Source organism: Novosphingobium sp. BL-S-20 (genome assembly GCF_055521635.1).
Window position 1 is genome coordinate 7,501 of the sequence record NZ_CM145493.1, and the last position, 25,776, is coordinate 33,276.

Consider the following 25,776-nt stretch of genomic DNA (forward strand, 5'->3'; position numbering starts at 1 on the left):
CCGGATCGGTGCGGCCGATGCTCGGCTTCAGTTCGATGTCCTTCGTGCTGAGCGCCAGCGCCGCGATCGGCCAGCGTTCGCAGGACCTCATCGTCGGCCGCCTGCTCGGCATCGCCGCGACCGGCCTGTTCAGCCGTGCGAGCGCCCTGGCGGGACAGCTCACCACCCTCGTCACCGGCGCGATCGGCAGCGTGTTCTACTCTGCCTTCGCCCGCAAGCGCGATGCCGGTGAGCCGCTGGCGGAGCCTTACCTCCACCTCGTCGCCTGCTATACCGCGCTGAACTGGGCCGCGATGATCGGGCTGGCGCTGGCCGCCGAGCCGCTGGTCATGCTGCTCTACGGCCCCAACTGGATCGGTTCGGCGTCGTTGCTGCGCTGGACGGCGCTGGGCGAGATCTTCTTCGTCGCCATCCCCTTGCAGATGGACGTGCCCCTCCTGCTCGGCCAGATTCGCCGTCTCGTCTGGGTGAACCTGCTCGACACTGCCGCCGCCGTGGTGATCCTGACCGCGGGCTGCTTCATCAGCCTCGAAGCCGCAGGGATCAGCCGTGTGGTATACGGCTTCGTCTGGTGGGCGATCTACGCGGTCTATCTCGGCCGACTGATCGGGTTCCGCTTCGGCGCGCTGATGGCCGTCTACACGCGCAGCGGCATCTGCGCGCTTGCCGCCGGAGTGCCGCTGATGATCGCGCGCTGGCAGGGCATGGACCTCGGACTGCTCGCCCTGCTCCTGCTGAGCGCGAGCGGCGTGCTCGCCTGGCTGGCCGCCCTGGCCGCGACGCGCCACCCCGCCTGGAAGGAAGTGCGGATGATGGTGGACGCGCTCTCCCGCCCGATCCTCTCGCGCCGCGCGGGCTGAACCGCCATGCGGATGGCCTATCTGCTGCTCGCCCACGATGCGCCGGAGCAACTCGAACGGCTGATCGAGACCCTGCTTGCCGGAGCCCCCGAGGATTTCGCGGTGATCCATGCCGACCGCCGCTCGGCGCTCTGGCACGGCTTACAGCAACGCCTGCCCGGACCGGCGGGCCGCGTCCATCTCGTTCCGGACCCGGTAGCGGTGCGCTGGGGACACTGGAGTCAGGTCGCCGCCACCGAAAAGCTGGTGCGCGAGGCCGTCCGCCTCGGCTGCGACCATGCCCACCTCCTCAGCGGCGCCGACTGGCCGACGATCTCGCGGGACCGGATGACCGCGCAGCTCGAACAACGCCTCTGCCACGTCGAGGTCCGCCCCGGACATAGGGCCGAGCGCATGCAGACTTATCGTTTCGACACCCGCTGGCTGCGGCTCGATCCCGCGCAGGACCAGATCGCCTATGCCGCGACATGGGAGCTTCGCCGCCTTGCGCGCTGGCTCGACGAAGCGCGTGGCAAGTTCGGCCGGGAACGTTCGCAGCCGTTCGGTCCCTGGGCCTATGGCTCGCAGTGGTGGTCGCTGCCCACCGATGCGCTGGAGATGCTCGCCGGCGAACTGCCGCGCATTCTGGGCAGCGGAAGGTTGAAGGGCACGCTCTGCTGCGACGAGCATGTCGTTCCCACCCTGATCGCCCGCTTCTTTCCAGACCGGATCGCCGGAAACCGCCGCTTCGTGCAGTTCCCCGGCGGCGCTTCCAGCCCCCGCCTGCTGGAGGCCCATGACCTTCCCGAAATCGCGGGCAGCGGGGACTGGTTCATACGCAAGGTCTCGCTCACGCACGATCCGTTCTTCCTCGCGCTGCCCGCCGCGCCAGTTGCCCCGGATCGGGACGCACGGAATGCGGAAACGTTAGGATAGCGCCCGCCGCGGTGGTATGATCGACCCTGCGACATCCGCAAGATAGCGGTGCGCAGGAGAGAACGATGCCAGGAGCAGCCCTCGGGCTGACGCTCCTCTTCGCCGAACTGGCGATTATGGGCGCCCAGCCTGTACCCTCACAGCCTTCAACTGTTCAGCCCTTGCCTGTGCAACCGGGGCCAGCCCAGCCTGTGCCCTTTGCGGTCCAGACCCCAAAAACCGGGATACAGCACCTCGAAACCGATATGGACGCTCCGATCCAGGGGCAGACCGACAACGACGATCGCATGACGGTTGCGGTGGGCCTTCAGGGCCGCGGCCCCTATCGCTTCCTGATCGATACCGGCTCGCAGGCCACCGTGGTTTCCTCGGCGCTTGCCGGAACGCTCGGCCTTGTTCAGGGGCCGCCGGTGACGGTCATCAGCATGGGTGGCACCACCAGCGTCGCCACTGCGCGGCTCGAATCGCTGGATATCGGGCTGAAATCCTACTTCGACCTTACAGTGCCGCTGCTGGACCGCCAGCATATCGGCGCGGACGGCATCGTCGGCACCGACAGCCTGCAGAGCCAGCGCGTCGTGCTCGATTTCACGAAGAACACGATCGCCATCGGCGACGCCAGAAGCCTCGGCGACAATAGCGGCTACGAAATCGTCGTGCGCGCCCGCAAGAAGGAAGGGCGGCTGATCATGACCAATGCCACGATCGACGGCATTCGCGTCGATGTGGTGATCGATACCGGCTCCAGCACCACGATCGGCAACCTCGCGCTGCAACGCGCGGTGCGCGACAGGTTCGCCGGGCAGACCACCCTGATTTCCGTGACGGGACACGAACTGCCCGCAGGCCTGGGCTTTGCGGAAAAGTTGCAGATCGACGATGCGTTTCTGTCAAACGTACTGATCGCCTTCGCCGATGCGCCCGCCTTCAAGGAGTTGAAACTGGTCAAGCGCCCGGCGATCTTCCTCGGCATGCACGAACTGCGGGCCTTCCGGCGCGTCGCCATCGATTTCCCGACGCGGCGCATCCTGTTCGACGTACCGAAGAAGGGAGCGGCGGATTCGAGGACGCCGAATTCCAAAGGATCGTGAGGGACGCCTGCAAGCCATGGCCCATTCGCCAACCGCATGATTGTCTATCGTCCCCGGCACCCTAAATAGCGCCGATGCCACCCGATACCGCCGTCAACGATTCGCGCGCCCGCCATGATGGCTGGCGCACCCTGCTGCGCTTCATGCCGTACCTCTGGCCCGCCGGAAATCCGGCGCTGCGCTGGCGGATCGTCTGGGCCTGCCTGTTCATCCTGCTCTCCACCGCGACCCAGCTCGCCCTGCCCTATCTGATGAAGTGGGCGGTCGACTTGATGGGCGCGACAGGTCCGAAGCTGGTGCAACTGGCGATGCTCATGGTGCTCGGCTATGCGGCGGGGCGCCTGATCCAGACCGCTTTCGACAACTTCCGCAACATCGTGTTCGAGCGTGTGGGGCAGGACGCGACGCGCGAACTGGCGGAGAACGTCTTCGGCCAGCTCCACCGCCTGTCGCTGCGCTTCCACCTCGCCCGCCGGACCGGCGAAGTGACCAAGACGATCGAACGCGGCACCAAGAGCATCGACACGATGCTCTACTTCATGCTGTTCAACATCGCGCCGACGATCCTGCAACTGCTGGTCGTGGCGGTGATCTTCTACATTAACTTCGGCCCCGGTCTCGTGATCGCCACCGCCGTCGCCATCGCCGCCTATATCTGGGTGACGCGCACGATCACCGAATGGCGCACCAAGCTGCGCGAGCAAATGAACCGGCTCGACGGCCAGGCGCTGGCGCGCGCGGTGGATTCGCTGCTCAACTACGAGACGGTGAAATACTTCTCCGCCGAGCACCGCGAACAGGAACGCTATGCCCAGGCGACCCGGGCCTATTCCGTCGCCGCCGTGAAGAGCGAGAATTCGCTGGGCCTGCTCAACATCGCCCAGGGCGTGGTGATCAACCTGCTGATGGCGGGTGCGCTGGGCTATACCGTCTGGGGCTGGTACAAGGGTAACTACACGGCGGGCCAGCTGGTCTTCGTGCAGACCTACCTGACCCAGCTGTTCCGCCCGCTCGACATGCTGGGCATGGTCTACCGCACGATCCGGCAGGGCCTGATCGACATGGCGGATATGTTCCGCCTGCTGGACGAACCGCAGGAAGTTTCCGACAAGCCCGGCGCTCCGGCGCTGGCGATCCGGCAGCCCTCGATCGTGTTCGACAACGTGGTGTTCGGCTACGAGCCCGACCGCCGCATCCTCAAGGGCCTGTCGTTCGAGGTGCCAGCCGGGCAGAACTTCGCCGTCGTCGGCCCCTCGGGCGCGGGCAAGTCCACCCTCGCACGGCTGCTGTTCCGCTTCTACGACCCGCAGGAAGGCCGCATCCTGATCGACGGGCAGGACATCGCCGGAGTGACGCAAGAGTCCCTGCGTGCCGCGATCGGCATCGTCCCGCAGGACTCGGTGCTGTTCAACGACACCATCGGCTACAACATCGGCTATGGCCGCGACGATTCCACACAGGCGGATATCGAACTCGCCGCGCGCGGCGCCGCGCTGATGGGCCTGATCGACCGCCTGCCGCAAGGCTTCGCCACCGAAGTCGGCGAACGCGGCCTCAAGCTATCGGGCGGCGAGAAACAGCGCGTGGCCATAGCCCGCACGCTGGTGAAAAACCCGCCAATCCTGCTGCTGGACGAGGCCACTTCGGCGCTCGACACCCGCACCGAGCAGGACATTCTCGCCACCCTCCACCGCGTCTCGGAAAACCGCACGAGCCTGTCGATCGCCCACCGCCTGTCGACGATCGCGGATTCGGACCGGATTCTCGTGCTGAACGAAGGACGGCTTTCCGAAAGCGGAACCCACGGCGAACTGCTGCGGCAGGACGGCCTCTACGTCGAAATGTGGGCGCGGCAGGCAGCCGAGGCAGAAGCGATGATCGAAGCCGCGCAATAACGACACGCGCGGCGGGAAAGGGGAACCATGCCGGGCTTCGAGGGTTCCGCAAGGAACAACCTCCCCGGAGCCGACCCCCGCGTGAAAATGCCCCCGATGTCCGCCGTCCTGCTGCTCATGGCCTCACTGGCGCCCCTGATCCCCGCCGCCATGATCGCCGGACCTGTTTTCGCCCAGCCCCGGCCTGCCCCCCGCGCTTCTTCAACGGGCGTGGAAGCGCCGCAAATGGCCGAAGCAGCAGTTCGCCAGCATCTCGCGCAGGCCGACTAACCAAGACACAGCCATCCTCCCTTCCGGCGTAATCTCCCCAATAATCCCAAGGGCGACAACCGGATTGCCCCTGCCGCAGGTTCGCCGGACACTCGGTGCCGCGAACAACCAGGCGGCAGGAAAGAGATGCTCGCGACCGGCTCCCCTTTTTCCCGTCACTTCGTCCAGCCCGTTCCTCCCCGCACGCCAGTGGAAGTGCACCTTTTCGTCGGCGACCGGCGCCTGACGCTCGGCGTACCGCGGCCGATGGAATTCGGCTCGCTGACATTGCTGTCGAAGCGGGTCTGTTCAAGGCGCTCCGCCGATCTGGCAGGCCTTAACCCACGCACCCTCGCCAAGCGCGCGATCGGCCGCTGGAGCAGGCCGATCGAGACGGGTCGCTTCCTCGATACCCGCCACATCGAACCCAACAATATCTCGCACCTGCTGATGGACATCATCCCGCTGTGCCTTTTGGCTCGGCGCGCAGTAGGAGAGATCGCGTTCGTCTTCCGCCCGCTCGAACCGCGCTTTCGAGAATTGCTGCTGCATTTCGGCATCGAGCCAATCTGTACCTATCGCCCGGTTTCCGGAGAGAAACTCAGCTTCCGGCTATCGCGCGGCCTTGCCCAGTTCGGCATCGAAGATCATTTCGATGCGCCGCTCTATAGCTATACCGGCGAAGTCTATACAGATCACCTCGGCAGCGGCGCTGGCCCCCGCAAGGTCTTCGTATCCCGTCGCGGCCCGCGCTCACCGACCAATAGTGCGCAGCTTAACGCTCTGCTGGAGGCGCGAGGCTTCACCGTCGTCCATCTGGAAGACCACCCGATCGCGCAGCAGATCGCCCTGATGCAGGCCGCCGATCAACTCGTGGCGATCCACGGCGCGGCGCTGGCCTTCCTGGCGCTGAAGGACAGAACTTCCTCGGTAATCGAGATCATGCCGCCCAACGTCTACCACGATCACTTCCCCCTCGGGATCGGCCACAAGGTGGCGTGCTACGTCCAGCTGATCCCGAGCTTCGACGACGAGGTGCAGTTCCAGGGCTGGCCCGCCATTTACCGGCATAAGCAAAGCCCCTTCGCGGTAGACCTCGGCCAACTCGAAGAAGCACTCGATCTATGCGAGCAGGAAAACGGCGGCAGCCTAGAGCCGCAACGCGCGGCGAACGCCTGATCCCGTAATTCGGTTATTGTTCACTTCACGACGTCGGCCTCATGCCAGACCACGGCCTGCGCCGCCTTCATGCAGTTCTCGGCTGTATCCCACGACAGCGACGGCGAACCGTAGAGCCGCCAGCCTTGCGCGAGAGCTTCCGAGACCCGCTCGCAGAAGGCACGGTCGTCGGCTCCGGTGAGCAGGCGGTAGATCGGGCGGTCCTCGGGGGTCTGGTACATCGGGCATCTCTCTCGCTATCGAATGTCAGATGCCTAGCCACTCCAGCGGTGCTGGCAAGTCCCCCGCCGCGTAATCGACCTGCAGGACGCGGCGGCGACACCCCGGCTCTGCGGCGTGGGAGGCATGGAGGATCGGCGTGCGATAGATCCAGACATCCCCCGCCTCCGCCAGACAGGAAAAGACCGGCGCCCGCGCGACGACCGCCTCCACGTCACCGACGGGAATGCGCCCCAGCCGGTGCGAGCCCGGCACGATCAGCAGCGGCGCGTTGCCGCCATCGACCGGATCGAGATGAATCCGCACCGTCAGCATGGCCTGGATTACCGCGAAAGGCGGCTCCACATGGCGGATGCCCTGCTTGACCGTCCATGGCCCGAAGCCCGGCAGATCGGCTTCGGCCCGAACCGCGATCGTCCGGTCCTGATGCCAGCCGAGCGACCAGTCGGCCCGCTCGTTCTTGTCGAACAGCACCGCCCTGACCGGCTGCACGGAAGCCTCCGCGAGTTCCGCCAGTGCCGCGCCGACCGGACGATCCGGCCCCAGCAGATGGGCCAGTCCGGCATCTCCGGCGATGCGGGTTCCCGCGCGGCCGTCCGGCCATTTCGCGAGAACTTTGGCCAGAGCCTCCAGCATCGACAGCGCCAGCCCCGGATGAAAACTTGCCCCGTCGCACTCCAGTTCGAGCGCCTGCGCGCCGGACTTAGACTCGGAAAGGCCCGTCGAGGCACTCACCCCGGATAGCGCTCGAATTCGGGAAGCTCGCCGAGATGCTTCATCCAGCCGATGCGCTCGGCAACCTGGATATGGGCGCCGGGCGGCAGGGCATCGGGATCATCGAGCGTGGCGACCTGGATATCGACGAGGCCGGGCAGATATTCCGCATTGGTGTACCAAAGCCCGGTGCCGCAGCGCGGGCAGAAGTGGCGCATGGCGCTGCCGCTGGAATTGTAGACCGTGGCCGTCCCAGTGATCACCGAAAACTCCGGCGTCCTGAACGCGGCCCAAGCCACGGTCGGCGCACCGGAGGACTTGCGGCAATCGCTGCAGTGGCAGAGCGCGACGTGCTCCGGCTCACCCTCGACTGCGTAGCGAATGTCGCCGCATTGGCATCCACCTTCCAGCTTCATTGCGAATCTCCCTGACAATGCGGGAGAGGCTAACCCATCAGGCGGAACATTCAAGGAACAAATACGCCGTCCCGGATCATGTCCGGGACGGCGCCAAAATCCTTAGAGAATATACTTCGACAGGTCGGCATTGCCTGCCAGGCCATCCAGCTTGTCGCGGACATAGGCCTCGTCGATGGTCACGGTCTCGCCCTTGCGATCCTCGGCCTCGAAGCTCAGTTCCTCCAGCAGCTTTTCCATGACCGTCTGAAGCCGGCGGGCGCCGATGTTCTCGACGCTCTCGTTCACCAGCGCGGCGATCCGGGCGATCTCGCCCACCGCACCCTCGGTGACCTCCACCGAAACTTCCTCGGTGGTGAGGAGCGCCTTGTACTGCGCCACCAGGTTCGCGCGGGTCTCGGAGAGAATGCGCACGAAGTCCTTTTCGGTCAGGGCTTTCAGCTCGACTCGGATCGGCAGGCGGCCCTGGAGTTCGGGCAGCATGTCGCTCGGCTTGGCGACGTGGAAGGCGCCGCTGGCGATGAAGAGCACGTGGTCGGTCTTCATCGGGCCGTACTTGGTGGCGACGGTGGTGCCCTCGATCAGCGGCAGCAGGTCGCGCTGCACGCCTTCACGGCTGACCGAACCGCCACGCACGTCCGATACGGCGATCTTGTCGATCTCGTCGAGGAAGACGATGCCGTTGGTCTCGGCATTGGCCAGCGCAGTGCGGGCGACGTCATCCTGGTCGAGGCGCTTTTCCGACTCCTCGTCGACCAGCTTGTCCCAGGCGTCAGGCACTTTCATCTTGCGGCGGGTCAGCTTCTGGCCGCCGAACTTGCCCATGATGTCGGACAAGTTGATCATGCCGACCGAGCCGCCCATGCCGGGAATCTCCATCGGTGCCGAGGGGCTGTCCTCGACCTCGATCTCGACTTCGGTCTCGTTCATGGCGTTTTCGGTGATGCGCTGGTGGAACGAGGCGCGGGTGGCCTCGGAAGCGCCTTCGCCGACGAGCGCATTGAGCAGGCGCTCCATGGCCGCCTTGCTGGCTGCCTCGCGCACGGATTCGCGCCGACGCTCCTTCTCCAGACGGATCGCTTCCTCAACGAGGTCGCGGGCGATCTGCTCCACGTCGCGGCCGACATAGCCGACTTCGGTGAACTTGGTGGCTTCCACCTTGACGAAAGGCGCATCGGCCAGTTTGGCGAGGCGGCGGCTGATCTCGGTCTTGCCGCAGCCCGTCGGGCCGATCATCAGGATGTTCTTCGGCGTAACCTCGTCGCGCAGTTCGAGCGAGAGCTTCTGGCGGCGCCAGCGGTTGCGCAGGGCGACGGCGACGGCCTTCTTGGCCTCGGTCTGGCCGATGATATGCTCATCCAGCGCACGGACGATCGCCTTGGGGGTCAGGTTGTCTTTCATGATGTCGATGATCTCAGATGGTCTCGACCGTCACGCGGTCGTTGGTGAAGACGCAGATGTCGGCGGCCACGGCCATGGCGCGGCGCGCGATCTTCTCGGCGTCGGCCTCGTAGCCGTCGATCGCGCAGGCGGCGGCGAGCGCATAGTTGCCGCCCGAGCCGATCGCGGTGATCTGGCTTTCCGGCCCGCCTTCCGGCTCCAGCACATCGCCATTGCCGGTCAGCACCAGCAGCGTTTCGGCATCGGCCACGATCATCAGCGCTTCGAGATTGCGCAAGTACTTGTCTGTCCGCCAGTCCTTGGCGAGTTCGACGGCGGCGCGCATGAGCTGGCCGCGATGCTGCTCCAGCTTGCGCTCAAGCCGTTCAAACAGGGTGAAGGCGTCGGCCGTGGCGCCCGCGAAGCCCGCGATCACCTTGCCGTCGCCGATGCGGCGCACCTTGCGCGCATTGGGCTTCATCACCGTGTTGCCCATGGAGACCTGACCGTCACCGGCGATGACGGTCTTGTCGCCCTTTTTCACGCCGATGATGGTCGTTCCGTGCCACTGGATCAGGCCGTGGCTGGCCGCGCTATTATCCATGCCGCGGATATATGGCTGCATTCGCGCGGTTCAAGCGGTGAAGGCGCACCATTCCGTGTCGTATTCGCAACAAAAAACGTCCGCGAAACCAATGTGGTTTCGCGGACGTTTTTGCGGGGACGATTGGTCTCCGGTGTTTCCCGTCTGGATCAGCTGCCGTTCGGGCCGGGGCCGGTCGGCCCAGTGCCGCCGCCCATGCCGGAAGCGCCGACCTGGCCGATATTGCCGAACAGGTCTTCCAGCAGACCGCGATGGCGGCCGAGCGTAGGCGTCTTGTCGCCATTCGGGCTGATCCGCGCGACCTGCTCCATGCCGCGCTTGTCGACGCCGACGACATTGCCCGCCGCATCGAAGCGCACGCGCAGCACCGTTTGCTCCGAAGTCTGCGGGCGGCGGAACGGCGGAGTCTTCACCGTCTGCGAGATGTAGTAGTAATCCTTCTCGCCGAACTGGCTGACGAAAGTCGGGCGGCCGAGCGTCTTTTCCACCGACAGGCGGTTGTCGATGCCGGGCTGGACCGAATCGAGCAGCGTCTGGTCGACCAGATAACCGCGGTGATCGCGCACCGAAGTGCATCCTGCCGTCAGCGCAGCCAGCGCCAGCGCGATGCCTGCCGCCTTAGCCATGTGACCGTAACTGCGCATTTTCCCACTCCATTCGGGGCCAGAACCCGCACCGGGCATTGCCACCCGGCACAAGGCCCATATATCGGCCAGATAACGGCACCGAGCCTTAAAGCCCGCCAGCCCGTCACGCAATGGGCGTTGGGGCAGGTCGATAGAATTGCCGATGAACGAAAGGTCAGACTGTCCGATGTCCCTGCTTTCCCGTCTCGTCGGCAAGAGTTCCGATCCGCGCGCCGAAGTCCGTCCGCTCTGGCACCGCGTGGTGGAGATCGCCCGCGAAAAGCCCTGGTATGCGCAGTTCGGCGTGGCCGACACCGTGGCGGGCCGCTTCGATGCGGTGACCCTGGTGCTGGCCCTCGTCATGCTGCGCATGGAGCGTGACAAGACGCTGATAACGCCTTCCGTGCACCTGACCGAGCTGTTCGTGGACGACATGGACGGCCAGCTTCGCCAGTCCGGCGTCGGCGACCTTGTGGTGGGCAAGCGCATGGGCAAGCTGATGAGCGTGCTCGGCGGGCGCATCGGCGCACTGCGCGAAGCCCTGCCGCAGGGCGACGCGGCGCTGGCCGAAGTGCTCGTCCGCAACATGACGCTAATCGAAGGCGCCGACCGTCTGGCTCTTGCCGGGCAGGTGCAGGTGCTGGCGCGCCAGCTCGATGCCGTTACCGACCATGACCTCCTGAACGCGAGCATTGCGCGATGACCGATATCCCTGCCCATAACCCCGAATTCTCCCGCCCGGTCGACATCCGTCAGGCCGAGGGCAAGGCCCATCACATCGTCGAGGCCAATGCCGCCGAGCGCGAAGCGCTCTCCGCGCGCTTCGGCCTCGTGCGAATCGACCGGCTCGAGGCCGATCTCGAACTGGAACGCAAGGACCGCAAGGTCGAGGCGCGCGGACGGATCAAGGCCGACTACGTGCAGGCCTGCGCCGTCTCCGCCGAGGACATCGCGGTCTCGCTGGACGAGCCGCTGTTCTTCCGCTTCGTGCCGGAAACCGACGACCATGCGCCCGACGAGGAGATCGAACTCGATTCGGACGACTGCGACGAGATCGACTATAGCGGCACCCACATCGACCTCGGCGAGGCGGTGGCGCAGAGCCTGGCGCTGTCGATCGACCCGTTTCTCACCGGTCCCGAGGCCGACAGCGCGCGCAAGGCCGCAGGAATCGGCACGCCCGAGGACAACAGCCCCTTCGCGGCGCTGAAAGGGTTCGGCGCTAAAGAGTGAGAGTCCGTTTGGAAATTCGCGGCGTGCCAATTTCCAAACAAATTCAATCCGGCGCGATGAGCCGGTAGGCGCCGCCCATGAGCCGCGTCACTTCGTCGCGGCTCAGGACATATTGCGGCTCATAGCTCAAGCCGAAATGGCGGGTCCGGCGCCAGAGATCGACGTAGAGGCCCTTGTCCTGCCCGAACACCGAATGGACGTGGCGTGCCAGCTCCGCCGGGCATTCGGCGGAATAGGCAGCGCGGAACAGGCCGATATCGACCACGTAAGGCCCCACCATGACCCAGACATGGCCGCTCCAGAGGAGGTCCTCGGCGCCGAACACGGCCGCGCCGTCCACCGGCACACGGCGGCCGTAGACCGGCACTCCGTCCACCGCGAGCACACCCGCGACGACATGAACCGGCGCAGACAGGTGCCGTTCAAGCTGCACCGCCAGAGCCGCGCTGAGCCAGGCTGCCATCGGCGCGCCTTCGACAGGCTCCACCTTGGAGAAGACCTTCAGGATCTCGACCGCCGAGGCTGCCAGCCGCGCCTTGTCGGCATCGGCCATCTCGTAGGCCTTGAACGCCTTGGCCTCGGCCCAGCCGTGCTGCACGGCGACCAGCTTGCCCAGCTGGATCAGGTCTTTTGCCACTGTCATCTCGTTCGAACTTGTCCTGCTGTATCGCTCTTCGCCCGGCCCCTTAGAGGAGCTTCCCCGGCGGGCCAAGGCGCGATTCCCGGCCATTTCGAGTCATGACATTTGCTGTTGGGGACTTGCCGCCGCCCGGCCTCGGTGAGATCACCTGCCGCAACAGCCTGTAAACAGCGAGAAACGCCCATGCGCCTGCCCGCCCTTCTTGCCCTTTCCTTAGCGCTCGCCGTGCCTGCAGGCGCGCAAGTGAAGGACAGCCACGGCAACGAACTCACTGTTGGCAGGCCGCTGAAGCCGGTGGCCGACTACAACGGCGGCACCATCAGCAAGGGCCGCGCGGCGCAGTGCAGGATCGATGACGGCGTGCGGCGGGTCTGCACGTTCTACCCCCGCAACGGCGACGGCAGCTTCGCCATCGACGTTGACGGCCTTGCCTACTACGCGGACAAGACCAGCCCGTCGCGGATTGTGGTCGATTACGACAACGGCGCCCGCCTCGTGTCGCAAGGCGCCTTCACGCGCAGCAAGCGCGATCCGGCCTGCTGGGTCCAGGGCACCAGCCGCCGGATCTGCGTCTACTGATCCTTAGAAGGCCGGAAGTACGGCGCCTTCATACTTGCGCTGGATGAAGGCCTTCACCTCCGGGCTGCGCAGCGCGGTGACGAGCTTGGCGACGCGCGGATCGGTCTTGGCCTTCTCGGTGCCGACCACGAAGTTGACGTAAGGGCTGTCCTTGCCCTCGATCAGCAGCGCGTCGCGCACCGGGTTGAGTCCGGCGTCGAGCGCGTAGTTGGTGTTGATCATCGCCAGATCGACTTCGCCCAGCACGCGCGGCAGGGTCGCCGCCTCGATCTCGCGGAACTTCAGGTGCTTCGGATTGGCGACCACGTCCTTGGGCGTCGCGGACATGCTCTTGGGGTCGCGCAAGGTGATGAGGCCGCCCTTGGCGAGCAGCTGTAGCGCGCGGCCGCTGTTGCTCGGCTCGTTGGGAATGGCGACGGTGGCGCCGTCCGGCAACGCGTCGATTTTCTTCCACTTGCGCGAATAGGCGCCGAACGGCTCGACATGGATGCCGGCGATCGGCACCAGATGGGTGCCCTTGGCCTTGTTGAACTCGTCGAGATAAGGCCCGGTCTGGAAGTAGTTCACATCGATCCGGCCTTCGGAGACCTGGACGTTGGGCTGGACGTAGTCGTTGAAGACCTTCACGTCGAGCGTGAGGCCTTCCTTGGCCAGCACCGGCTTCACGACTTCCAGGATTTCCGCATGGGGAACCGCCGTGGCGGCCACCGTCAGGACATGGGGGTCGCTCGGCGCGGCCGACTTGCCGCAACCGGCAAGCAGCAGGGAGGCGAAGGCGGCAAGGAGCAAGCGTCGCTGCATGGAAAATCCTATTTGCGGGTAAAATGCCGGACGAGACGGTCGCCCGCGGCCTGGAGGAACTGGACGAGGACGAGCAGCAGCACGACCGTGACCAACATGACGTCGGTCTGGAAACGCTGGTAGCCGAAGCGGATGGCGAGGTCGCCCAGCCCGCCCGCGCCGACCGCACCGGCCATGGCAGTGAACGAAATGAGCGCGATGGCGGTGACGGTTGCGGCGGCGATGATCCCCGGCAGGGCTTCGGGCAGCAGCGCCCGGAACACGAGGTCCCGCGTCGTCGCGCCCATGGCCTGCACGGCTTCCACGGTATTGCGGTCGACTTCGCGCAGGGCGGTCTCGACGAGGCGCGCGAAGAACGGCGCCGCGCCCGCCACCAGCGGCGGGATCGCGCCCGCAACGCCCAGCGAAGTGCCCATCAGGAGCACCGTCAGCGGGATCATCACGATCAGCAGGATGATGAAGGGCACCGAGCGCAGCAGGTTCACCACGAACGCCAGCGCGCCATGGGTCCAACGGTTTTCCCAGGCCTGTCCCGCCCCGGTCAGGAACAGCACCACGCCGAGCGGCAGGCCCAGCAGAACGGTCAGCGCCAGCGATCCGCCGAGCATGGTCAGGGTATCGAGGCAGGCCTGGGCGATCTCGGCCCAATCGACGTTCACGAAGAAAGTGCTCATTCCACGTCGCCCTTCTCGCGCAGCGCCGCGATGGCGCGGGCGGTGTCGCCTCCCAGCAGGCCCAGTGTCAATCTCCCGAAGCTGGTATCCTTGAGGCGGCCGATGCGGCCGTCCAGAATGATGAAATCGGTGCCGGTATCCCGCGCGATGCGCGTCAGCACCGGGTCGAGCACGGCGCCGCCATGCAAGGTCAGCCGCACGATCGGGCCGTCGAAGCCGACCGGCTCGGCATGTTCGCCGGACTCGTCGATCAGCGCGCGGGTCTCGCTGGCCTGCGGGCGGAGGAACACGTCGGCCACCGTCCCGGTCTCGACCGCGCGTCCGGCATGGAGCACGACCACCCGGTCGCAGACCTGGCGCACCACGTCCATCTCGTGGGTGATGAACACGATCGTCAGGCCGAGTTCGCGGTTGAGATCGGCGATCAGGGCGAGGATCGAGCGCGTGGTCTCGGGATCGAGCGCGCTCGTCGCCTCGTCGCAGAGCAGGATCTCGGGATCGGTGGCAAGCGCACGGGCGATGCCGACGCGCTGCTTCTGGCCGCCGGAGAGCTGGGCCGGATACTTGCCGCCATGGTCGGCAAGGCCGACGCGCGCCAGCAGCGCCGGGACTTTCGCGGCAATCTCCGCCTTCGAGGCACCGGCGATGCGCAGCGGCAGGGCGACATTGTCGGACACCGTGCGCGAGGAGAGCAGCCCGAAGTTCTGGAAGATCATGCCCACGCGCCGCCGCAGCGCCCGCAGTCCGGCGGGGTCCAGCGCGGCGACATCTGTGCCATCGATCAGCACGCGCCCGGAAGTCGGCCGTTCCAGACCGTTCAGCAGGCGCACCAGCGTGGACTTGCCCGCGCCCGACCGGCCGATAATGCCGAACACCTCACCCCGCGCGATCTCCAGATCGACACCGGCCAGCGCCGCATGGGTGCCGCCGAACGCCTTGTGGACGCTTTCGAGACGGATCATGCGCCGATCACCGGGCAGGATTGAGGAAACTGGACCAAAACGCGCATTATCTCCGAACCGGCAATGTCTGGGGGAAAAGCCGCCAATAGCGAAGCGCGGCCCCGGCATCCAGTGCCGGGAGAGCGCCTTCCGATTCAATTTTTCTCATAGATCGCAAAGGCAGGATTACCGGCCTCCCTGAACGCCCGACCATTGCAGGCCCGACCATTGCAGAATCGTCGCGACCAGCGCATCGACCACCGGATTCACACCGCCCGGCCCTATCACCACGAAGCGGATACGGGGCAATTCGGGCAATCCGCTGCGGCTCGGCTGCACGACGAGGCCCGGCGGCAGAAGCCGCGCCGAATGCGGCAGCAGCCCGATCCCCGCCCGCGCCGCCGCGCTCAGGCCGGTCAGCCCGGCGCTGGTGAAGGCGACCCGCCATGTCCGCCCGGCCCGCTCCAGCGCCTCGATGGCGCGCGAGCGGGTGACGCTGGGCGGCGGATAGAGCAGGAGCGGCAAAGGTTCTTCCGGGTCGATGCGGAAATCGGGGTGGGCGGACCAGACGATCGGCTCCTCCCAGGCGACCGTCCCGCGCCGGTCGCCCTCCCGCTGCTTGACGAAGATGAGATCGAGCAGGCCCGCGTCAAACGCCTCGTAAAGGTTTTCGCTGAGACCGGCGCGCAGTTCGAGATCGACGTCCGGGTGGCGGCGCACGAAGGCGGCCAGCACGTCCGGCAGGGCCGAGAGCACGAAGTCCTCACAGGCCCCCAGCCGCAGCCGCCCGCGCAGCGGCACGGCGGCAAGGTAGCTCTGCAAGCGGGCATGGCCGTCGAGGATCGAGCGGGCATGGGCCAGCAGCACCTCGCCATCCGCGGTAAGCGCCATCCGGTGGGTGCTGCGATCGATGCAGCGGCGGCCGGTACGCTGTTCGAGCCGCTGGATCTGCTGGCTGACGGTCGATTGCCCCACCCCCAGAGCGCGCGCCGCGCCGGTAAAGCTGCCTGCCTCGGCCACGGCGACGAAAGTCTGGAGGAGATCGACGGGAATGAGTTCCATCGTCATCACAATACATGATGACTGTTATCCATACCATCGCAATTGTGCATAACAAGGGCGACATCTACTTCGGGCCTGCACAAGGAAGGCCCTGCCATGACGACACCGTTCCGTTCCGCCGCCGCGCTGATCGCCCGCATTCCCGGCGACCGCTTCCTGATCCTGCTGATCGCCACCGTCGCGCTGGCGGCCTGGCTCCCGGCCGAGGGCTTCGGCGCGGTGCTGGCCAAGAAGGCAGTGGTCGCCGCCGTTGCCGCGCTGTTCTTCCTCTACGGCGCCCGGCTCGCGCCCGAGGCGATCTGGAACGGACTGTCGAACTGGCGGCTACAGGCGCTGGTCTTCGCGAGCACATATGTGCTGTTTCCGCTGATCGGGATCGCCGTCTCGCTCGCCCTGCGCGGACACCTGCCGCAGGATGTCGTGACTGGACTGCTGTTCCTCTGCCTGCTGCCCTCGACCGTCCAGTCCTCGATCGCCTTCACCTCGATCGCGCGGGGCAACGTACCGGCGGCACTGTGCAGCGCCTCGCTGTCGAACATGCTGGGCGTGGTGCTGACGCCGATCCTGGTGTCGCAGCTCCTCCCCGCCGCCACCGGCGGCTTCTCGCTGAAGGCACTGGAGGACATCGCCCTGCAGATCCTGCTGCCCTTTGTCGCCGGACAGGTCGTGCGTCCGTGGATCGCGGACCGGCTGAAGCGCCACCCGGTGCTGACCTCGGTGGTCGATCGCGGTTCGGTGCTCGTGGTGGTCTATGCCGCTTTCAGCGCGGGCATGGTCGCCGGAATCTGGAGCCAGATGTCGGTCTCGGGACTGGCGGCGATCCTCGGGATTTCGCTGGTGGTGCTGGCGCTGGTTATCCTGACGACGACGCTGGCCAGCCGCGCCCTGTCCTTCCCGATCGAGGACGAGATCGCCGTGGTCTTCTGCGGCTCCAAGAAGAGCATGGCAGGTGGTATTCCGATGGCGACGATCCTGTTTCCCGGCCACGCCGTGGGGCTGATCGTCCTGCCGCTGATGTTGTTCCACCAGGCCCAGCTGTTCGTCTGCGCGACGATGGCCCGCCGCTATGCCCGGCGGGACGAGGCAGGTCAGCCCCTGACGGTCTCCGTCAGCCACTTGCGGTAGAGCCGCACCAGAGCCAGCGCGGTCAAGGCCACGATCGCGCCGAGGATCATGTCGCTGAGGTAGTGCGTGCCTTCGACCGGCGTGGAGAGCAGCATCAGGGCATTGAGCGTCAGCAGCGGCCAGCGCAGCGAAGGCACCCGCCAGGCCGCGACGATGTAGAGCACCGCCGCCGCCGTATGGAAGCTCGGCGCCGAGACCAGTCCGCGCAACTGTCCCAGGTCCACCACATGCACGGAGTGAGCGCGCAGGGCCGGGATCAGGCCGGGTTGCCACAGCTCGCTCTCGGGCATGTAGCTGATCGGCCCGTGCCACAAGTAGGAAAACGGCCCGACCGCGGGCATCAGGCTGAACAGGCAGAGGGTGATGAAGGCCGCCAGCCAGAACGTCGCCAGGAAGTGGTAGGCCCGGTCGTGGCGCCCTGTCCACGCGGCGACACCGAGCAGAATGGCAGGCGTCACGTAAATGCTGCGGTAGACCGCCGTTCCCAGCACTTGCAGCGCAGGATGCGCGGCGACGCACTTGTACCAGGCGACCCACTCGAAGCGGAGCGCGAGGTCGATCCGGTGCAGCTTCGCATCGGCATAGCCGTGAGTCAGCCCGGAGACCGGATAGCTGGCCGTCGCCCCCATCAGCGAGATCAGCATGAACAGCGCCGCATATTCGCTGAAACGCGCCAGCGGCGCGGCATGGCGCCAGCCGCTGTGAGGCAGGCCGAACCGCAAGGACAGCGCCAGCGCTGCGGCGGCGGCGAACGGCAGGTTGCTCGCCCGCCAAGGGTCGATGCGCAGCTGGGCGAGAGACATGAGCGCGCAGAGAGCAATCAGGCTGAATACCATGGCCAGCAAGAGGTGCCGCCGCACGAGCGACCAGCCCTCATCCTGGACTTCCGCACCGGACGGGGCGGCATCCCTCGTCAGGACAGCAGCGAGTCCCGGCGCCATCGCTCCATACGAAGTCGTAGCCGAGGACGGAGAGGCCGACGGCGACCGCTGTATCATTGTCATTCGATACTATCCAGACCGATCGGGCGCGCGAGTCGCCCTGCCCGGCGCGACCAAGCCGAAACCGGATTAAGGCGCGCTTAACTATGGTGTTATACGGTAGTTTCAGTCCGGACAGCGATTGTCGGCGTCATCAGGAGAATCCTATGCCGATGGCTGGAATGAAGCGTTACGCATTACCGCTGGCCCTGTTGCTCATTCCGGCAACGGCTGCAACCGCTTATGACGGGGCTTCGATCGCCGTGTCGGGCCGCGTGCCCACGGTATGCCGCGTCACCATGGCCGCCGCCCCGGCCCATGCGATAGAGGCAGGTGCCAACGACCTCGGCACGATGAACGAGCTTTGCAACAGTCTGGCAGGCTATACCGTCACGCTGAACCATCCGGCCGGGCTTGTCGATGCCTGGGTCGAAGTGGGCGGCGTCCGCGTGCCCCTCGCCTCGGACCGCACCCATACCGTCATCGTCGACAACCGCGCACCGGCCTTCCGCGAGCGGCAACTGCGGCTGATCCTCAACCAGGCGCCCGCAGAGGATATGAACCTCAGCCTCGAAGCCGAGCCCAAGGGCGAGGTGTTTTAAGAGTCTGTTTGGAAAATACCCATGAGGGTATTTTCAGAGCGGCGCGGGCCGGTGCCGCCAAATTCGCCTTCAGCGAATTTTCAAACGAACTTTAAGGCCGAACCGAGGAACAACCCTCGCCGCCTGAAAGACCCAGGCGTGGCGAAAAAGTCAGCGTAACCACGTCCGCGTACTGCCCTGCCGGAAGGCGTTGCAGGTCCTTGCCCGAAAGTTCTACCTGCACGCCGTGGTTCCGTCCGCCGGGCGCCGGCGTCTGGCTGCAGGCGATCATCGACTGGTTGCTCACCGGGAAGCCCGAAACCTTGAGCGCATAGGGCAGCGCGGCATCGTCGCCGTCGAAACGCTTCATCGCGCCGCGCTCCTCGGCCACGCGGATTTCGTAGGGTACCGTGGACTGCGCGGTCACCGTCAGCCCCCGCGTGAGATTGCCGCCCGAACCGTCGACCTCGCCGAAATCGATGCGGCCGCGCTGCACGCCCATTGATCCCACAAAAGTGGCGATACGCTCCGGCACCGTCAGGTCGACCGCGACCTGGCTGCCGAGCTGCATGCCGCGATCCAGTTCATCCCGCCCCGCCAGGCACACGAAGCGCAGTTCGAGCGGCTGGTAGTAGTTCCCGGCGACGATCCCCTGCCCTGCCGGAACCTGGATGCGGAATGTCTCGTTGACATTGTCGCCCCCGGCCCCCGGCGAGAACTGGACGAGCGCGCCGTTCGTCGCATTCGGCTGCTCGGCGCCGGAGACCAGCACCATGCGCCCGGTATCGCGAATCCAGCGAATATCGTAGCGGACCGAATTGTTGCGGCCCAGCGCGGCGCCGCGATTTATCGCGCCCGGATTGGCGAGAACGAGGCGCACCGCGGTCACGCGCGGGTCCAGCCGCCGGACGTGGATGGTGAAGGCGCGCTCAATCTCGGCACGGTCGAACGGGTCGTAGTCCAGCGTGAGTTCGCTGGCGGAAGCGCGAAAATCGGCGCAGTTGGCTTTGGCGGCCTGCGGCAGGGCCAGGGCGACGACGCCGCAAGTCAGGAGCGTGGCGACGATCTTCATGGAGTTCCTTCCGGCTTCAGTGCACCGCCGCGCTGCAAGGCGGCCTGCGTTGTCGTCACGTCGATCAGGTAGACGAGCTTGCCCGCGTCGGTCGGCATCTCGATACGCCATTGGCCCGCACGCAGACCCTGCACGGCGAAATGGCCGGTGCGGTTGGTGAACATCTGCACCGGCGCATGGTCCGGCACCGCCACTTCGAAGGCGCTGCCGCCCACGAGTTCGAGCGGAGCACCGTCCGGCTTCAACAGCTGCCCGGTATACGTGACGAAGTAATCGGAACCGATCGTGACCAGATAGCCTGCGCGATACGGCGGCCGGACCTGGACGATGCCGCTGCCGATATCGTAGCCCGAGGGTGCCTCGGGCACGTCGTACGTCAGCAGGCGCGGCGAATAGGAAGTCAGCTGCGGCATTACCGCGCCGCCGAACAGGCCGGATTTCGCCATGTACTCGTTCTTGCGCGGATCGATGTAGACCGCCTTGCCTTCCAGCGAGGCATGGGGCTTCAGAATCGCGAAACTGTCGTAGATCGGGCGCGACAGCGCAAGGCTGCCCCCGGCATAGGCCAGCGAGAAGGCCGCCCGCAGCGAAGTACGCTGGTCGATGATGGCGCCGCCGTTCGAGAACGCGGTATTGTGCGCAGCGCCCAGTTCCGCGCGGTTGGTCAGCACGTTGACGGCGGCGTTGACGCCCACCGAATCCTCGACCCGGTCGACATTGGCCGAGGCGTTGTACGATCCCGCCCCGGTGCCGCTGGAGCGCTGGTAGCTGACACGGGCGCGCTCGCGCTGGGTATCGAGATCGGTGGTGACGCTGGAGCTGCGGTCGAAGCGGTAGATCAGCGAGATTCGCGCACCCGGCCCGGAATCGCGCTCGCTGCGGCGATAGGAGGCCTCCGCCGTCAGCAGCAGCCGCGGATTGGGCCGCCATCCGTACGTGGCTCGGGCAGTGGACTGGTCCCGCCTGCGGCCGCGCCCGATCGAATGGAAGCCGTCGAGGCTGAAGTAGTGATCGGCACCGAGCGACTGCGAGTAAGTCGCGCCGATGTCCACGGCGTAAGGGTTGCTGGCGGAAAGACTGTCCGGCAGCGCGAAGTTCCGGCTCGTTGCCTGGACCGAGGCGGTCAGCGAGCGGGCATTGCTGCCGCTGCCCACGCGCGAAAGCTCGTAGCCGATGTTCACCGCATAGCCCTGCCCGGCATCGACATTGTGCGATCCGGCAAGGTTGAAGGCCAGGGTGCCGATCGGCGAGGCCCAGACCACTTCGGCCCCGCCCACGCCGCCCCGGCGCTGGGCCTGGAAGTTGGCGCCTACCGTCAGTTCCTCGGTCAGGCCGCGGCGATAGAACCCCGATGCGACCGGCGCGCCGCTGTAATGGCGATCGCCGGTACGGAACGGCGCCTTGACGCCGCCGTAGAATCCGAATTCACTCAGTCCGGCGGCCAGCAGCGTGCGGTCGAAGTTGATCGAGAAGGCGATTACGTTCTCTCGCCCGCTGTCGTCGCGCACGACCAGCCGCACGTCGTTTGCGCCCTGCGCGAAGGGGAAATCGCCGATGTCGTATGTGCCGGGGTTGAGCCGCGTCACCTGCACCGACTGGCCGTTGACGATGGTTTCGACCGTCGAGGCGCGGGTCAGGGTGAAGGAGCGCTGTCCGCGCGGCTGGATATTGCGCTGCGGATCGAGGTCGGCATAGACGCGCGAAAGCGAAAGCCCCGCCATCGGGGTCGATCCGGAAAACCCGCGCGAGACCGGCTCGAGGTCGCCTGCGGTGTAGCGGGCGGTGCGCCGCTCGTCGTCATAGACGATGCGCGTGCCCTCGCGCCGGAACCTGTCCTGGATGCTACCTTCGTTCTCCAGCACCAGTCCCCGCAGCCGCACCGCGCTGTCGAAGACGACGTTCGGCGTGACGAAGCCGGTACCGGCCCCCTTGTGCACGTAGTCGCTGTTGACGAAGGCGGTGAAGTAGGCGGACAGGTCGGCAGGCGTCTGGACAGGCCCCGCGACGGGATCGTAACCGCCCATGACCCGGATCGACTGGCGCTGGCGCAGCGCAGGGTCCAGCGTCATGGTCAGACCGAGGCTGGCCTGATCGTAAGCCAATGTCACGCCGAGCGCCGCAAGTTCGGTGGTGGCGATATCGGGCCTGCCGTCCACCGCTTCGGCGATCCGCGACCAGGCTTGCGGCGACAGTATGCCGCGCAGCAGGGCCAGGAACTCCCCAGTATCGACCAGGATTCGGTCGTCGGCCGACAGGGTGTAGGATACCTCGCCGAGCACGAAACCATTGTCCGTCAGCGGACCGCCCATCGGAATGTCGCGCCCGGTGCTGTTGAGGCGCTGTGCGGATGCCTGCGGCTGCTCGGGCACCGTGGGCGGCGCCTCCCAGACCGGCCTCGGCATCACGTCCCAGACGGGAAGTGGCAGGGCCGCCGCCGTCATGCCGCGAAAGGCCGTCGGCTGTGTCACCAGGCGCGCAGGCGCGGGCGTCCGCGCGTTCGCGACAGGCGAACCGAACGGCGTCAGTCCCGGTGCAAGGCCTGCCAGGCCGAGAAGATAGAGGGCGCGGCGATCCGGCACGGCGTCATTTGCTTCCGGCCGAATTCAGCTCGACCGACAGCATGCCCGAGGCATCCGGGAGTTCGACATTGATCGGGAAAATCCGGCTGGCCTTCGAGGGCACGAGGCCGAGGCCCATGCTTTCGCGGATTTCCTCCGGTTCGAAAGTCTTGCGATAGGCCTCGGAACCGTCGGCCCGGCGCTCGATCACGGTCATGCGGTTGGTGGCGACGTAGCCGTAGCTGGTGCCGTCGTTGGCGACGGTCAGGACCGGCTGCGGCTTTCCGGCGGCATCGGTGCCGACTTTGGCTTCGACGACTTTCAGAGAAGGCGTGTCGCCGTTGGTGCCGACGCTGACGAGAACCTTGAAACGGTGGAGGACCTGAATCGCATTCTGGCTTTCCGGCATGGCAACCGGAAGCTGGGCGATGGTCACGTAGAAATGGCGGCTTTCGCCTTCCAGCGGCTGGCCGATCCATTGCACGCGAAACGCCTGCGACTGGTTGCCCGCAAGCGTCGCCTGGCTCGGGAACACGAGGACATCGTCGCTCCCCACATCCTCCGCCTCGCGCAGTTCGCCGTCCACGACGCGAACGGGGTGGACCGTCACTTCCACCGGCACGGTGTCGGGGAAAGTGTTCTGCAGGGTGACGACGGCCGAAGTACGACGCCCTGCCGTTTGCAGGTCGACCACGACGGGCTGGACGTTCAGCGCCAGGCTGGGACCGGTGGTGGCCAGGAGGGCAAGCCACGACAGCAGCGGACGCAGGACGCGCCGGGCAGGATGCGGGATCATGGAAGTGTTCTCGGAAAAAGAAGCCGGAGGCAGGCGCGAAGGCCCGCCCCCGGACGTCATCAGGCAGCCGGGGTCAGCTCGATCGAGACGTAACCCGAGTAGGTGCCGGCAGCCAGCCGACGATCGGTCAGCGACGACCAGTTGGTGGCGGTGCGGTTGGAACCGTTCGAGGTCGCAACGGCGGCGCCCTGGCTGGCGGCCTTCACGAACTGGACGCGGGTAGCGGCCGAGCTGGCGCTGTCATGACCGCCGAAGCGCTGGGCAACGGTCGAACCGCCGTCGGTCGAGGTCGAGTCGAGCGCCAGACCGTTGATCGAGGTGTCGAGGTTGTAACGGATGAACTGGGCGAAATCGCCCTGGGCCAGACCGTTGCCGGTCGCACCCTGAAGGGCGAGAACCGCACGCTCGACCTTCACGTTGCTGCCGCCGTTGTTGCAGAAGGCGATGACGCGGGCGTCGGTCAGCTTCTGGGCGATTTCCTCGGTGACGGTCGAACGGATCTTGGCATTGGCATCGGTGAGGTCACCGAGCGAGATCGACGAAGCCTGCGACGAGATGCCGCACTTGCTGTCGACCTGGGCATTGATGTCGATGCTTGTGGTGGCGGCCTGGGCCGAACCGGCGGCAAGGGCGAAAACGGCTGCCGCGCTGGCGGCGAGGATCGAACGCTTCATATTCAACTCCTAGGGTATCTTGACGCAGGAACGCGCCGGAGAATTGAAGACCGCTTTCGCGGGTCTTGCGACTTGCACCGGCTACCGGGACAGGTAGCCGGTGATTGAGCGACGCGCCGACCCAACGCCCCGCCCTTCGTGCTGGAGGACTGCAATTATGCGCGTGGTCCAACCACCAGAATGAGAGTGTCCTTGTAATGCCCCGCCGCGAGACGAGGCTGGGCGAAGGCCTGCGCCGCCCAGTCGATCGAGATCACCGCATTGCGGCCCACGCTGATGCCCGCGCCGGACCTGAGGCCGCGGCCCGGCACCAGGCTGGCGAAAGCGCAGCGGCCGCCATCGGCCATTTCGTCGGAAATACAGGGCGCGCTACGGACAATGCCACGGTCGGTATCGAGCGCCAGCGAGACCCGGTAGCGCTTGCTGAACGAAAAGCCGGAGCCATCATCGGCAGCATCCATGTTCGTCAGCGCGCCGCGCTGCGAGGTGACGCCGAGAGCATAAGGCGTGTTGCAGTCGAGACCGACGGCGAGAGAGAAGTTGGCGGCGCTTTCCAGATCGCGCGGCGCGGCAATGCTGGCAGGCCCGCCGGAGGCGAACCCGCAGCGCTCCTTGATCCGCGCGACGACATCGATCGCCACCGCGTCGGTCGCAGCCTCTGCCGCCAGGCCCGGCATCAGCATGCCGGACAGGATCGCCGCGCACAGACCGGCGCGCCTGAAGGCAGGGCGGCAAGCCACCCTTGAACGAACGGTTTTCATTAAGCCCCCCGCTTAATCCATGACCGGCGCGATCAGCCCCTGCTGCCCGCATCCAGACGCCCCACACCGGGCGTGAAGGGGACTTAGGAAGGGAAAATCCACGAGGCAAACATAAAATGTTAGTTAATTTAATGATTGCCCGTTTTGGGACATTGCGACAGCGGAGAAATACTTTGTCGCACGTTTTTCAATCGTTGCGAATCCCAGATTTACGGCGTTTGTCATTTTTATAACGCCAAATTCACCCCGACATGGGCGGGCGGCGGCGCACAAAGTTTAGTTAGTTAAAATAGCCGTTTATCGATCCCGGTTTTCGATTTTCCGCCTTGCGGAAGGTCCGGCTCCATTCGACTCGAAAGAACGGACCTCAGCGAAACGAAGTGCTTGGCGGCGGATTATGAGTAGCCGCACCCCTTGCAACCTGACCCCGCGGCGTAAACCATCGGGCAGCCCACCCTATCCGAGCGCACAGCTTGGTCGCGCCGCTCCCGCGCCTACGTTCGGCCTAGAGGGCGGCAAGGGGTCGCCTGCATGCGAATGGGACGACCATGAACAACCAGGTCAAAATCAGCGACCGCTACCTCGCTACACCCACAGATCTCGGCACCGAGGCCACGCGCGACATTTCCGCAGGGCTTGCCGGGCTGCTTGCCGACGTCTTCGCGCTCTATCTCAAGACCAAGAATTTCCACTGGCACATGAGCGGCGTCAACTTCCGCGACTATCATCTCCTCCTCGACGAGCAGGGCGACCAGATCTTCGCCATGACCGACCCGATCGCCGAACGCGCGCGCAAGCTGGGCGGCACCACGATCCGCTCGATCTCCGACATTTCGAAGCGCCAGCGCATTCTCGACAACAATGCCGATTACGTCGATCCGCAGGACATGCTGGCCGAGCTTCAAGGCGACAACAAGCAGCTCGTCGCCGAAATGCGCCGCGTTCACGAACTGTGCGATTCCTATTCGGACGTCGCGACCGCCAGCCTGCTGGAAGTCTGGATCGACGAGACCGAGCGCCGTTCCTGGTTCCTCTACGAGAGCAGCCGCCCCGCGCCGAGCCAATGATTCTACCGAGATTCAACGCTCCGGCGGCGTGCCCCCAACCAGCGTATAGTTCCGCCGGAATGCGATCTCGGGCATAGACGAACA

At 65.9% G+C, this 25,776-nt stretch carries 29 protein-coding genes (1 of these 29 only partly in view); 12 read left to right on the top strand and 17 right to left on the bottom strand.

Annotated elements, in window-relative coordinates:
* From ACZ1II_RS00040 to ACZ1II_RS00065, 6 genes are all read left to right on the top strand, one after another.
* Positions 1 to 860, top strand: the 3' portion of a protein-coding gene (locus ACZ1II_RS00040) for an oligosaccharide flippase family protein (protein ID WP_465143802.1). The gene continues 592 nt to the left of window position 1, outside the view; only the last 860 of its 1,452 coding nucleotides appear in the window; its start codon lies off the left edge, out of view; it ends in the stop codon at positions 858 to 860.
* 6 nt (positions 861 to 866) lie between these two features.
* Positions 867 to 1,775, top strand: a complete 909-nt coding sequence (locus ACZ1II_RS00045) for a beta-1,6-N-acetylglucosaminyltransferase (protein ID WP_465143803.1) — start codon at positions 867 to 869, stop codon at positions 1,773 to 1,775.
* Positions 1,776 to 2,020: 245 nt separating this feature from the next.
* The gene (locus tag ACZ1II_RS00050; RefSeq protein ID WP_465143804.1) at positions 2,021 to 2,866 is read left to right on the top strand and encodes a retropepsin-like aspartic protease; all 846 of its coding nucleotides are present in this window, start codon (positions 2,021 to 2,023) and stop codon (positions 2,864 to 2,866) included.
* Positions 2,867 to 2,940: 74 nt separating this feature from the next.
* Positions 2,941 to 4,761 carry an ABCB family ABC transporter ATP-binding protein/permease gene (locus ACZ1II_RS00055; RefSeq protein WP_465143805.1) on the top strand — a complete coding sequence of 607 codons (1,821 nt, stop codon included), beginning with the start codon at positions 2,941 to 2,943 and terminating at the stop codon, positions 4,759 to 4,761.
* Between the two features lie 81 nt (positions 4,762 to 4,842).
* A complete protein-coding gene (locus ACZ1II_RS00060) occupies positions 4,843 to 5,031 on the top strand; it encodes a hypothetical protein (protein ID WP_465143806.1) in 189 nt (62 codons plus the stop codon).
* A 195-nt stretch (positions 5,032 to 5,226) separates the two neighbouring features.
* Positions 5,227 to 6,189, top strand: a complete 963-nt coding sequence (locus ACZ1II_RS00065; RefSeq protein WP_465143807.1) for a glycosyltransferase family 61 protein — start codon at positions 5,227 to 5,229, stop codon at positions 6,187 to 6,189.
* A gap of 20 nt (positions 6,190 to 6,209) precedes the next feature.
* Here ACZ1II_RS00065 and ACZ1II_RS00070 read toward each other — a convergent pair whose 3' ends face one another.
* From ACZ1II_RS00070 to ACZ1II_RS00095, 6 genes are all read right to left on the bottom strand, one after another.
* On the bottom strand, positions 6,210 to 6,410 hold the full coding sequence (locus ACZ1II_RS00070; protein WP_021235064.1) for a DUF1737 domain-containing protein: 201 nt from the start codon (positions 6,408 to 6,410) through the stop codon (positions 6,210 to 6,212).
* Between the two features lie 25 nt (positions 6,411 to 6,435).
* The gene (locus ACZ1II_RS00075) at positions 6,436 to 7,143 is read right to left on the bottom strand and encodes a phytanoyl-CoA dioxygenase family protein (RefSeq protein WP_465143808.1); all 708 of its coding nucleotides are present in this window, start codon (positions 7,141 to 7,143) and stop codon (positions 6,436 to 6,438) included.
* Positions 7,140 to 7,538 carry a GFA family protein gene (locus tag ACZ1II_RS00080; RefSeq protein ID WP_465143809.1) on the bottom strand — a complete coding sequence of 133 codons (399 nt, stop codon included), beginning with the start codon at positions 7,536 to 7,538 and terminating at the stop codon, positions 7,140 to 7,142. The genes ACZ1II_RS00075 and ACZ1II_RS00080 overlap by 4 nt, the downstream gene beginning before the upstream one ends.
* 102 nt (positions 7,539 to 7,640) lie before the next feature.
* Positions 7,641 to 8,939 carry an ATP-dependent protease ATPase subunit HslU gene (gene hslU / locus ACZ1II_RS00085; protein WP_465143810.1) on the bottom strand — a complete coding sequence of 433 codons (1,299 nt, stop codon included), beginning with the start codon at positions 8,937 to 8,939 and terminating at the stop codon, positions 7,641 to 7,643.
* Positions 8,940 to 8,952: 13 nt separating this feature from the next.
* Positions 8,953 to 9,522, bottom strand: coding sequence for an ATP-dependent protease subunit HslV (gene hslV, locus ACZ1II_RS00090; protein ID WP_465143811.1), 570 nt, complete (start codon positions 9,520 to 9,522; stop codon positions 8,953 to 8,955).
* Between the two features lie 149 nt (positions 9,523 to 9,671).
* Entirely contained in the window at positions 9,672 to 10,166 is a 495-nt protein-coding gene (locus ACZ1II_RS00095; protein WP_465143812.1) for an outer membrane protein assembly factor BamE, read from the bottom strand.
* 169 nt (positions 10,167 to 10,335) lie between these two features.
* Between ACZ1II_RS00095 and ACZ1II_RS00100 the strand changes: the two genes are divergently transcribed.
* Together ACZ1II_RS00100 and ACZ1II_RS00105 are read left to right on the top strand one after the other, a co-directional pair.
* Positions 10,336 to 10,851 carry a ubiquinol-cytochrome C chaperone family protein gene (locus tag ACZ1II_RS00100; protein ID WP_465143813.1) on the top strand — a complete coding sequence of 172 codons (516 nt, stop codon included), beginning with the start codon at positions 10,336 to 10,338 and terminating at the stop codon, positions 10,849 to 10,851.
* Entirely contained in the window at positions 10,848 to 11,381 is a 534-nt protein-coding gene (locus ACZ1II_RS00105; RefSeq protein ID WP_465143814.1) for a YceD family protein, read from the top strand. The genes ACZ1II_RS00100 and ACZ1II_RS00105 overlap by 4 nt, the downstream gene beginning before the upstream one ends.
* 43 nt (positions 11,382 to 11,424) lie before the next feature.
* On the opposite strand, the gene ACZ1II_RS00110 is transcribed toward ACZ1II_RS00105, so the two are convergent.
* Positions 11,425 to 12,024: a hypothetical protein gene (locus ACZ1II_RS00110; protein WP_465143815.1), complete on the bottom strand. Its 600-nt coding sequence runs from the start codon at positions 12,022 to 12,024 to the stop codon at positions 11,425 to 11,427.
* Between the two features lie 180 nt (positions 12,025 to 12,204).
* On the opposite strand from ACZ1II_RS00110, the gene ACZ1II_RS00115 reads away from it, so the two are divergent.
* Positions 12,205 to 12,600 carry a hypothetical protein gene (locus tag ACZ1II_RS00115; RefSeq protein ID WP_465143816.1) on the top strand — a complete coding sequence of 132 codons (396 nt, stop codon included), beginning with the start codon at positions 12,205 to 12,207 and terminating at the stop codon, positions 12,598 to 12,600.
* Positions 12,601 to 12,603: 3 nt separating this feature from the next.
* Here ACZ1II_RS00115 and ACZ1II_RS00120 read toward each other — a convergent pair whose 3' ends face one another.
* The 4 genes from ACZ1II_RS00120 to ACZ1II_RS00135 all read right to left on the bottom strand — a co-directional run bounded on the left by ACZ1II_RS00120 (position 12,604) and on the right by ACZ1II_RS00135 (position 16,084).
* Positions 12,604 to 13,401: a MetQ/NlpA family ABC transporter substrate-binding protein gene (locus tag ACZ1II_RS00120; RefSeq protein WP_465143817.1), complete on the bottom strand. Its 798-nt coding sequence runs from the start codon at positions 13,399 to 13,401 to the stop codon at positions 12,604 to 12,606.
* Positions 13,402 to 13,409: 8 nt separating this feature from the next.
* On the bottom strand, positions 13,410 to 14,075 hold the full coding sequence (locus ACZ1II_RS00125; protein WP_465143818.1) for a methionine ABC transporter permease: 666 nt from the start codon (positions 14,073 to 14,075) through the stop codon (positions 13,410 to 13,412).
* Positions 14,072 to 15,037, bottom strand: coding sequence for a methionine ABC transporter ATP-binding protein (locus ACZ1II_RS00130; RefSeq protein WP_465143819.1), 966 nt, complete (start codon positions 15,035 to 15,037; stop codon positions 14,072 to 14,074). The genes ACZ1II_RS00125 and ACZ1II_RS00130 overlap by 4 nt, the downstream gene beginning before the upstream one ends.
* A gap of 165 nt (positions 15,038 to 15,202) precedes the next feature.
* A complete protein-coding gene (locus tag ACZ1II_RS00135; protein WP_465143820.1) occupies positions 15,203 to 16,084 on the bottom strand; it encodes a LysR family transcriptional regulator in 882 nt (293 codons plus the stop codon).
* Positions 16,085 to 16,174: 90 nt separating this feature from the next.
* Here ACZ1II_RS00135 and ACZ1II_RS00140 point away from each other — a divergent pair, with 90 nt between their 5' ends.
* The gene (locus ACZ1II_RS00140; protein ID WP_465143821.1) at positions 16,175 to 17,203 is read left to right on the top strand and encodes a bile acid:sodium symporter family protein; all 1,029 of its coding nucleotides are present in this window, start codon (positions 16,175 to 16,177) and stop codon (positions 17,201 to 17,203) included.
* Here the strand turns inward: ACZ1II_RS00140 and ACZ1II_RS00145 are convergent.
* Positions 17,167 to 18,144, bottom strand: a complete 978-nt coding sequence (locus tag ACZ1II_RS00145; RefSeq protein WP_465143822.1) for a phosphatase PAP2 family protein — start codon at positions 18,142 to 18,144, stop codon at positions 17,167 to 17,169. The two genes, ACZ1II_RS00140 and ACZ1II_RS00145, sit on opposite strands and share 37 nt — an antisense overlap.
* A gap of 206 nt (positions 18,145 to 18,350) precedes the next feature.
* On the opposite strand from ACZ1II_RS00145, the gene ACZ1II_RS00150 reads away from it, so the two are divergent.
* Entirely contained in the window at positions 18,351 to 18,785 is a 435-nt protein-coding gene (locus ACZ1II_RS00150; protein WP_465143823.1) for a hypothetical protein, read from the top strand.
* Positions 18,786 to 18,876: 91 nt separating this feature from the next.
* Here ACZ1II_RS00150 and ACZ1II_RS00155 read toward each other — a convergent pair whose 3' ends face one another.
* The 5 genes from ACZ1II_RS00155 to ACZ1II_RS00175 form a co-directional block, all read right to left on the bottom strand.
* Positions 18,877 to 19,836 carry a hypothetical protein gene (locus ACZ1II_RS00155; protein ID WP_465143824.1) on the bottom strand — a complete coding sequence of 320 codons (960 nt, stop codon included), beginning with the start codon at positions 19,834 to 19,836 and terminating at the stop codon, positions 18,877 to 18,879.
* The gene (locus ACZ1II_RS00160; protein WP_465143825.1) at positions 19,833 to 22,415 is read right to left on the bottom strand and encodes a fimbria/pilus outer membrane usher protein; all 2,583 of its coding nucleotides are present in this window, start codon (positions 22,413 to 22,415) and stop codon (positions 19,833 to 19,835) included. Before ACZ1II_RS00160 ends, ACZ1II_RS00155 begins: the two co-directional genes overlap by 4 nt.
* Positions 22,416 to 22,419: 4 nt before the next feature.
* The gene (locus ACZ1II_RS00165; protein ID WP_465143826.1) at positions 22,420 to 23,190 is read right to left on the bottom strand and encodes a fimbrial biogenesis chaperone; all 771 of its coding nucleotides are present in this window, start codon (positions 23,188 to 23,190) and stop codon (positions 22,420 to 22,422) included.
* A 59-nt stretch (positions 23,191 to 23,249) separates the two neighbouring features.
* Positions 23,250 to 23,864 (bottom strand): hypothetical protein, encoded by a 615-nt coding sequence (locus tag ACZ1II_RS00170; RefSeq protein WP_465143827.1) that lies wholly within the window; start codon positions 23,862 to 23,864, stop codon positions 23,250 to 23,252.
* A gap of 155 nt (positions 23,865 to 24,019) precedes the next feature.
* On the bottom strand, positions 24,020 to 24,604 hold the full coding sequence (locus ACZ1II_RS00175) for a hypothetical protein (protein WP_465143828.1): 585 nt from the start codon (positions 24,602 to 24,604) through the stop codon (positions 24,020 to 24,022).
* 569 nt (positions 24,605 to 25,173) lie between these two features.
* Between ACZ1II_RS00175 and ACZ1II_RS00180 the strand changes: the two genes are divergently transcribed.
* On the top strand, positions 25,174 to 25,692 hold the full coding sequence (locus ACZ1II_RS00180; RefSeq protein WP_465143829.1) for a Dps family protein: 519 nt from the start codon (positions 25,174 to 25,176) through the stop codon (positions 25,690 to 25,692).
* Positions 25,693 to 25,776: the final 84 nt, after the last annotated feature.